Annotated in this window: 2 protein-coding genes and 1 pseudogene; all 3 read right to left on the bottom strand. The window is 71.6% G+C overall.

The genetic code is table 11. The features are described from left to right. Positions 1-468 (bottom strand): annotated as a pseudogene (locus QQK25_RS21655) (exodeoxyribonuclease V subunit alpha); the annotation flags it as partial. Further along, on the bottom strand, positions 465-4,112 hold the full coding sequence (gene recB / locus QQK25_RS21660; RefSeq protein ID WP_284189822.1) for an exodeoxyribonuclease V subunit beta: 3,648 nt from the start codon (positions 4,110-4,112) through the stop codon (positions 465-467). The pseudogene QQK25_RS21655 and the gene recB, both read right to left, overlap by 4 nt. Further along, positions 4,109-6,992: exodeoxyribonuclease V subunit gamma (gene recC, locus QQK25_RS21665; RefSeq protein ID WP_284189823.1), on the bottom strand; the 2,884-nt coding region annotated here is incomplete at its 5' end. The genes recC and recB, both read right to left, overlap by 4 nt.

The following is a 6,992-nucleotide window of genomic DNA, read 5'->3' on the forward strand; positions in this document are numbered from 1 at the left end:
GCGCAGGTAAACCCGCCGGCCCACCGCCACCAGCGGCGTGGCGCCGGGGCCGTCGGCCACCAGCTCGGGATGGGTGAGCGCGGCTTGCCAGCCGGCCAGATGCAGCCCGGCCATCAGCTCGGCCGGAAAGGGCGGACGGGCGTCGCCACCGCCGTCACCATCAGGGGGCAGCGACAGCGCGAAGGCCGGATCAGCTAGCGTGTCGGCCAGATCAAGGCAGGCATGGCCGCGGCCCAGCTGATGACTCGCCAGCGCGGCGGCGAGGATGGCCGGCGGCGGCGCGTCGGGCACCTCGCGGGCGAGGAAGTTGGCGAAGGCGGCATCCAGCCCGCGCAGCCATCCGTGGTCGGCCCAGCGGTCGAGCAGCGCGAGGGTGGCGGCGGTGTCGTTCAGCACGGCGTTCATAGTAATACCTTCGCCCTCATGGGCTGCGGTGCGAGCACCTTCGGGCGGCCGGGCGGTGCTCATGCGGCCTCCCGGTCGGCGGCGTGGGCGAAGAGTCGATCCAGCGCCTCGATCAGCGCCCGGGGCGGACGTTCGGCGTGGATGCCGCGGCTGGGCGACTGGCTGCCTCGCAGGAAGAGGTAGATCGCCCCGCCCAGGTGGCGGTCGTAGTCGTAGTCGGGCAGGCGCAGCTTGAGCAGCCGGTGGATCGCCAGCAGGTAGAGCACGTACTGCAGCTCGTAGCGCTTGGCGAGCACCGCCTCGGCCATCGCCGCCGGGGTGTAGGCCGCGTCGTCCGGACCGAGCCAGTTGGATTTGTAGTCGAGCACGTAGTAGCGCCCGTCGTATTCGGCCACCAGATCGATGAAGCCCTTGAGCATCCCGTTGAGCTGGCCCGGCGCCAGGGGCGGCCGTTCGGCGCCGCCCAGGGTGTGGGCGCGCACGAGGCGATCCACCTCGGCCAGATCGACCCGGTGGGCGGCGATCCAGAACTCCATCTCGGCCACCGCCACCGGCAGCCCGCCGAGGGTGAAGCCGGTCTCGTCCGGCGCCCCCAGCGGCATCTGCAGGAAATCCTGCAGCCACGCGCACAGCGGGTCGATCCACGTGGCCCAGCCGCGCACTGCGCAGCGCCGGGCGACCGCATCGCGCAGCAGGGCCGGCGCAGAGGCCACCGTGCCGAAGCCTTGGCCGGCGGCCCATTCGAGGATTTCGTGAAGGAAGGTGCCGACCGACGCGCCCTTGGGAAAGTCGTGCAGCCGCGCCCCTTCGGCAGGCGCTGCGGATGGGCTGGCGGCGGGGAGCGGAGTGTCGTCGGCCGCCGCGTCGGCGGCTTCGCGGAAGACATCTTCCGCCGCGGTGTCGGCGCTGGCTGCGGCGGTCTGCAGGGCGGAGTAGCTGGCGATCCACCAGTTCTCGCGCACGGCGCGCACGGGCTGGCGGGCCGTGCCTTCGACGACGGCCTGATCGCGGCCGGTGTATAGATCCGGCGCCGGCTCGGGCTTGTCGATCACGGCGATCACGTCGCAGCCGTCGGCAAGCTGGTCGAGCCCGTCCTGCAGGTTGCCGCCCACCAGATAGCCGAGGGCGCTGCGCTCCACCTCCTTGAGGGGTGCGACGCCGATCCAGGTGGCGTAACGGGCGCGGGTGAGCGCCACGTAGAGCTTGCGCAGATCCTCGCCCAGGCGCTCCCGATCCACCCGGCCGACCACCGTGCCGTCGTCCACCAGCGCCAGTTGCAGGCGGCCGTCGGCGTCGTGCCACTTGAGCGGCAGGTCGGTGGATTTGGCGGCGCGGAAGGCGCAGGCGAAGGGCAAAAAGACCAGCGGATATTCCAGCCCCTTCGACTTGTGCACCGTGACCACCTGCACCAGATGAGCGTCGCTCTCGAGGCGGATCTGGCGGGCGTCGCCACCGGCGGCGGCGTCCTGCCGCTGCTCGGCCAGATGGCGGATCAGCGCGTGTTCGCCGTCGAGCAGGCTGCTGGCCTGTTGCAAGAGCTCGGCCAGATGGAGCAGATCGGTCAGGCTGCGCTCGCCGCTGCCGCCGGCGGCCAGCAGGCGCGCCGGCACGCGGAAGTCATTGAGCAGCCGGCGCAGCATCGGCAGCACGCCCTGCTTTCGCCAGCATTCCCGGTAGGCGCGAAACTGTTCGATGCGCGCGTCCCAGGCGATCTCGTCGTGGTTGAGCCGGTCGAGCTCGGCCCAACCGAGGCCCAGGGTGGCGGTGGCCAGCGCGGCCCGTAGGGCGCGGCCGTCGTCGGGCTCGGCGCAGGCGGCGAGCCACAGCTGCAGGTCGCCGGCCTCGGGGCGCTGGAAGACGGATTCGCGCTCCGAAAGATAAACGCTGCGCACGCCCCGCTCGGTCAGCGCCGCGCGGATCGCCTCGGCCTCGTTGCGGTTGTTCACCAGCACGGCCATGTCGGACGGACGCAGATTTCGGGGCGACTTGCCGCCCTCGAAGCCTGCCTTGCCGTTAGCACCCAGGTTGAGCAGCCGGGCGATCTCGCCGGCGCACACCTCGGCCATGCCGCTGAGGTAGGCGTCCTTGGTGAGGGCCTTGCCATCCTCTGGCGCCGGCAGGCGCCAGGCGGTGAGCGCCGGCAGCGGCGTTCCATCCGCGACGAGCACGTCGTCGCGGCCCTTGGCCTCGGCAGGCAGGAAGGGCACGGGGTTGCCGTCGCTGCTGCGAAACAGGAAGGCGCCCTGCCCCGTCTCGCGGTTTTCGGCGATCTCGAAGCAGCGGTTGGTGGCGGCGACCATGCCGTTGGTCGAGCGGAAGTTGCGCCGCAGGGTGTACAGCCGGCCGGCGGTGGCGCGGCGGGCGGCGAGATAGGTGTAGATGTCGGCGCCGCGGAAGGCGTAGATGGCCTGCTTCGGGTCGCCGATGAGCACGAGGCCGGTGGCGTCGCTGTTGTCGGCCACCCGATACACTGCGTCGAAGATGCGGTACTGGATGGCGTCGGTGTCCTGAAACTCGTCGATCAGCGCCACCGGAAACTGGTTGCGGATGAGCTGGGCGAGGCGCGGGCCGTTGGGGCCGGCGAGGGCCGCGTCGAGGCGCCCGAGCAGGTCGTCGAAACCCATCTGGGCGCGGCGGGCCTGTTCGATGGCAAAACGCTCGGCCACCCAGCGGGCGGCGTGGGCAAGGGTTTCGTCGTGGCCTTCGGGCAGGCCTGCAAGCGCGGCGCCCAGCCCGGCCATCGCCTCGAAGGCCTCGTGCGCGGGCGGTTCGCCCTCGCGCCAGATCTCGGCGATGCCGTCCGGCGTCAGGCGCGTCCAGGCGGTCTCCGTGAGTGCGGGCTTGTCGGTGTCGTCGCCCGCCCACATCTCAAGCGCCGAGAGCCAGCGTTCGCAGTTGGCCTGGTTGAGCTTGCGGGCGTCGAACTGCTTCTTCGCCCGGGCGCCGTCGAAGAGCGTGCGGAGCTCTTCCACCCAGGCCTTCCACGGCGCCTTGAGTTCCTTGATGCGCTGGCGCTTCGCGGCCTCGGCCTGCGCGATGGCCTCGGCCGGCGTCGGGCCGCCGCCCAGCAGCGCCACGTGGGGCAGCAGATGGCGGACGACGGACTGCAGCCCTTCCGGCGAGCCCCACCAGCCGTTCACCCGGCGGGCGGCGTCCACGTCCAGCGGGTACATGAAGCTGCGCCAGTAGTCGCGCACCACTTCGGCCAGCAGCTCCTCCTCGTCGGTTTCAAGGCGCTGGGTGAACAGGCTGTCGCTGTCGAAGGCGTGCTCCCGGAGCATGCGGTTGCACCAGCCGTGGATGGTGGATACCGCCGCCTCGTCCATCCACTCGGCGGCCAGCTGCAGCCGGCGGGCGCAACCGGCCCAGGCTTCGGGCGGATACTCGGCGCGCAGGTCGTGGAGCAGATCGGAGCCCGGCGGCTGGGGCTCGACCGTGGCCGGATCGGCCAGAAAGCCCGCTGCGGCCTCGGACAGCCGCGCCCGGATGCGGTCGCGGAGCTCTTTGGTGGCGGCGTCGGTGAAGGTGACGACCAGGATCTCCGGCGGGTCCAGCGGCCGGGCGAAGGCGGCGTCGCCCCCGTGGCCGAGCACCAGCCGCAGGTACAGTGCGGCGATGGTGAAGGTCTTGCCGGTGCCGGCGCTGGCTTCGATCAGCCGGCTGCCCTTGAGGGGAAAACGCAGGGGGTCGAGAGAAGTCGGGTTCATCGGGCGTCGCCCTTCTCGGCAGCCTTGGCCGCGGCTTTGGCGGAAAACGTTGCCGTGTAGAGGGGCCGCAGCAGGTGCTCGGCCAGCCGGGCAAACTCGCCGCTCGCGGTGAGGCTGGCGTAATCGGGCCACACCCGCTGCAGGTAGGGGCTGGTCTGCACTTCGCCCGGGGCGTTGTAGCCGCCTTCGTAGGCCTGGGGCGCGGTGTTCTTGTTGCCATCCACGTCGGCGAGGTGAGCGAAGGCGGTCTTCACCGGCAAGGGCAGCGGGCGGCGCTGGCCGTCCTGCCAGGCGGCGATCAGGGCATCAATCTGGGCGCAGGCGTCGTCCACGTCCAGCGGCTCGAAGCGCACGTTGCCCACCTTGCTCACCACCAGCGTGGTGAGCGGCCCGCCGGCCAGATGCCCGGCCAGGTGCGCCACCCAGTGCTTGACCAGATTGTGCCGGCGGTACTTGCCGTCCTTCACCACGTCGCTGGGTTCCAGCACCACCCGGCCGCGCTGCTCGTCTTCATCGAGTCGCAGGTCGTGGAGGCGGTCATCGAGTTTCAGCCCGGTAGCCGCGCTTTGATGGCGGATCTCGGCGTCGCCCTCCATCGGCTGCGGCCATTCGGCGAGGCCGGCGGCGTAGCGCGCGAAGAGATCGGCCATGGGCGCGGCGAGCTCGTCCCGCTTGATGAGCGCAAAGGCCCGGGCGGGCAGCTCGCCCCGGCGGGCGATGCGTTCGAGGCCGGCCTCCAGCGCGTCCTCCGGCTCGAAGCCGGCGTGGATCGCCTCGGCCTGGGCGGCGATGAGTTCGTTCCACAGGCCCCACTTCTGCAAGCCGTCCAGGTCGAAAGGTTCCTGGTCTTCGCTCACCGGATCGTCCTGTTCGAAATCCACCCGCAGGCGCTGCAGGAAGAAGCTTTTGACCGGATCGCGCAGGAAGGCCGCCAGCTCACGGATCGTCAGCGGCTCGTCCCGCGTCACCGCGGGCAGCGTGGCATCCCGTGGCGGGCGGTCGTCGGCGATGCGCCACTCGCCGGCGTAGGTGAACAGCCACGATGCGGCCGGATTGGCCGGGAAGTAATCCGGGCTGAAGGGCTGCAGGCGATGCTCGACGGTGAGGTGATCGAGCAGCGCGTCGCCGTCGTCGTGCCCGGCCAGCCGCCAGCCGGCGGCCAGGTGGTCGCGCAGCTGGCCGATCAGCACCGACGGCGGGCGCGGCGTGTTGTCGTTGATGCTGCGCCCGACCCACGACACGTGCAGGTGCTCCCGGGCCGACAGCAGCGCCTCGAGAAAGAGATAGCGGTCGTCCTCGCGCCGGGAGCGGTCGCCCGGGCGGTAGTCGCGGCCCATCAGGTCGAAGTCCATCGGCGCGCGGGTGCGCGGGTAGTCGCCGTCGTTCAGGCCCAGCAGGCACACCCGCCGGAAGGGAATCGCCCGCATGGGCATCAGCGTGGCGAAGGTGACCACGCCGGCAAAGAAGCGCTGGGACAGCCCGGCGTCGTCAAGCTGCGCCAGCCAGTGCTCGCCCACCACCGCCAGCGGTAGCGGTGCGGTGAGGCCGGCGGCGGTGCAGGCGTCGAGCCAGCGCGCCAGGGCCTGGTCGAGCTGCTGCAGGGTGAAGGCGTCGGCGCTGTCGTCTGGGGCGAAGAAGTCCGCCATCAGCGCGCGCAGGCGGGCGCACCAGCCGGGCACGTCGGCATCCTGGCGGAAGGTCTGCCAGGTGGCATCCAGGCGCTCGATGAAGGCCACCAGCGGGCCGAGCAGCGCGGCGTCCAGCCCGCCGATCTCGTCGAAGGGCTCGATCTCCTGCCACGGCGCGGCACCGGCGCCCACCGCGTAGCCGAGCAGCATCCGGCGCAGGCCGAACAGCCAGCTGTTGGCCTCGGGGGCGTCCGGCAGGCCCAGGCTCTGGCGATGGGCGGCGTGCAGGCCCCAGCGGATCTTGGCGCCGTGAATCCAGCGGTGGAGCAGCGGCAGGTCGTCCTCGGCGATGCCGAAGCGGGCGCGCAGGGCCGGCACCTCCAGCAGGTCGAGCACGTCGCTCACCGCCAGCCGGGCGGTGGGCAGGTCGAGGAGCCGGGCGATCGCATTGACCAGCGGGTCGTGGTGGCGCCGGCCCTGGTCGGCAATGCTGAAAGGGATGAAGCGCGGGTCGTCCCGATCGGCCAGCCCGAACACTGCCTGGATGTGCGGCGCGAAGGCGTCGATGTCCGGCACCATCACGATCACGTCCCGGGGGCGCAGGGTCGGGTCAGCGTTGAAGGCGGCGAGGAGCTGGTCGTGGAGGATCTCCACCTCGCGCTGGGCGCTGTGCGCCACATGGAAGCGGATCGAGGCGTCGTCCGGCGACACCGCCGGCCAGCGCTCGCGGCTCTCGCCCAGGGGGCGCAGGTCGCGGATGTCGTCCTGCAACTGGTTGAGCAGGCAATCGCCCCCGTGGCTGTCGAAGAGGTCAATGCGCCTGCCGAGGGCGGCGAAGTGGTGCTGGTAACCGGCGCGGCTGGTGTCGCTGTCGTGCTCGTCGAGGAGGCCGATGAAGTCGCGCCCCTGCTTGCCCCAGGCCGCCAGCAGCGGATGGGCATGGAGGTGCAGCGCCTCGTCGGGGATGGTCTCGGGTGCGCCTTCCCGGCGGCGCTGGCGGGTGCGGGTGGCGCGCAGCAGATCCTTGTCGGCGACGATGTCTGCCCAGTAGTGCTCGCAGGGGTTGTGCACGCACATCAGCACCTGCGACCAGCGGGCCACGGCGGCCAGCGCCTCCAGCGACTGCCTCGGCAGCGCCGAGATGCCGAACACCATCACCCGCCGCGGCAGCCCGACGGGGCGCGGCGCGTCATCAGGCCAGGCGGCCACGCGGTCGAGGAAGGCCTCGTGCACCGCGGCCCGCCCCTGCCCG

The sequence above is a fragment of the Zoogloea oryzae genome (genome assembly GCF_030161255.1).
GTDB classification, from domain to species: Bacteria; Pseudomonadota; Gammaproteobacteria; order Burkholderiales; family Rhodocyclaceae; genus Zoogloea; species Zoogloea oryzae.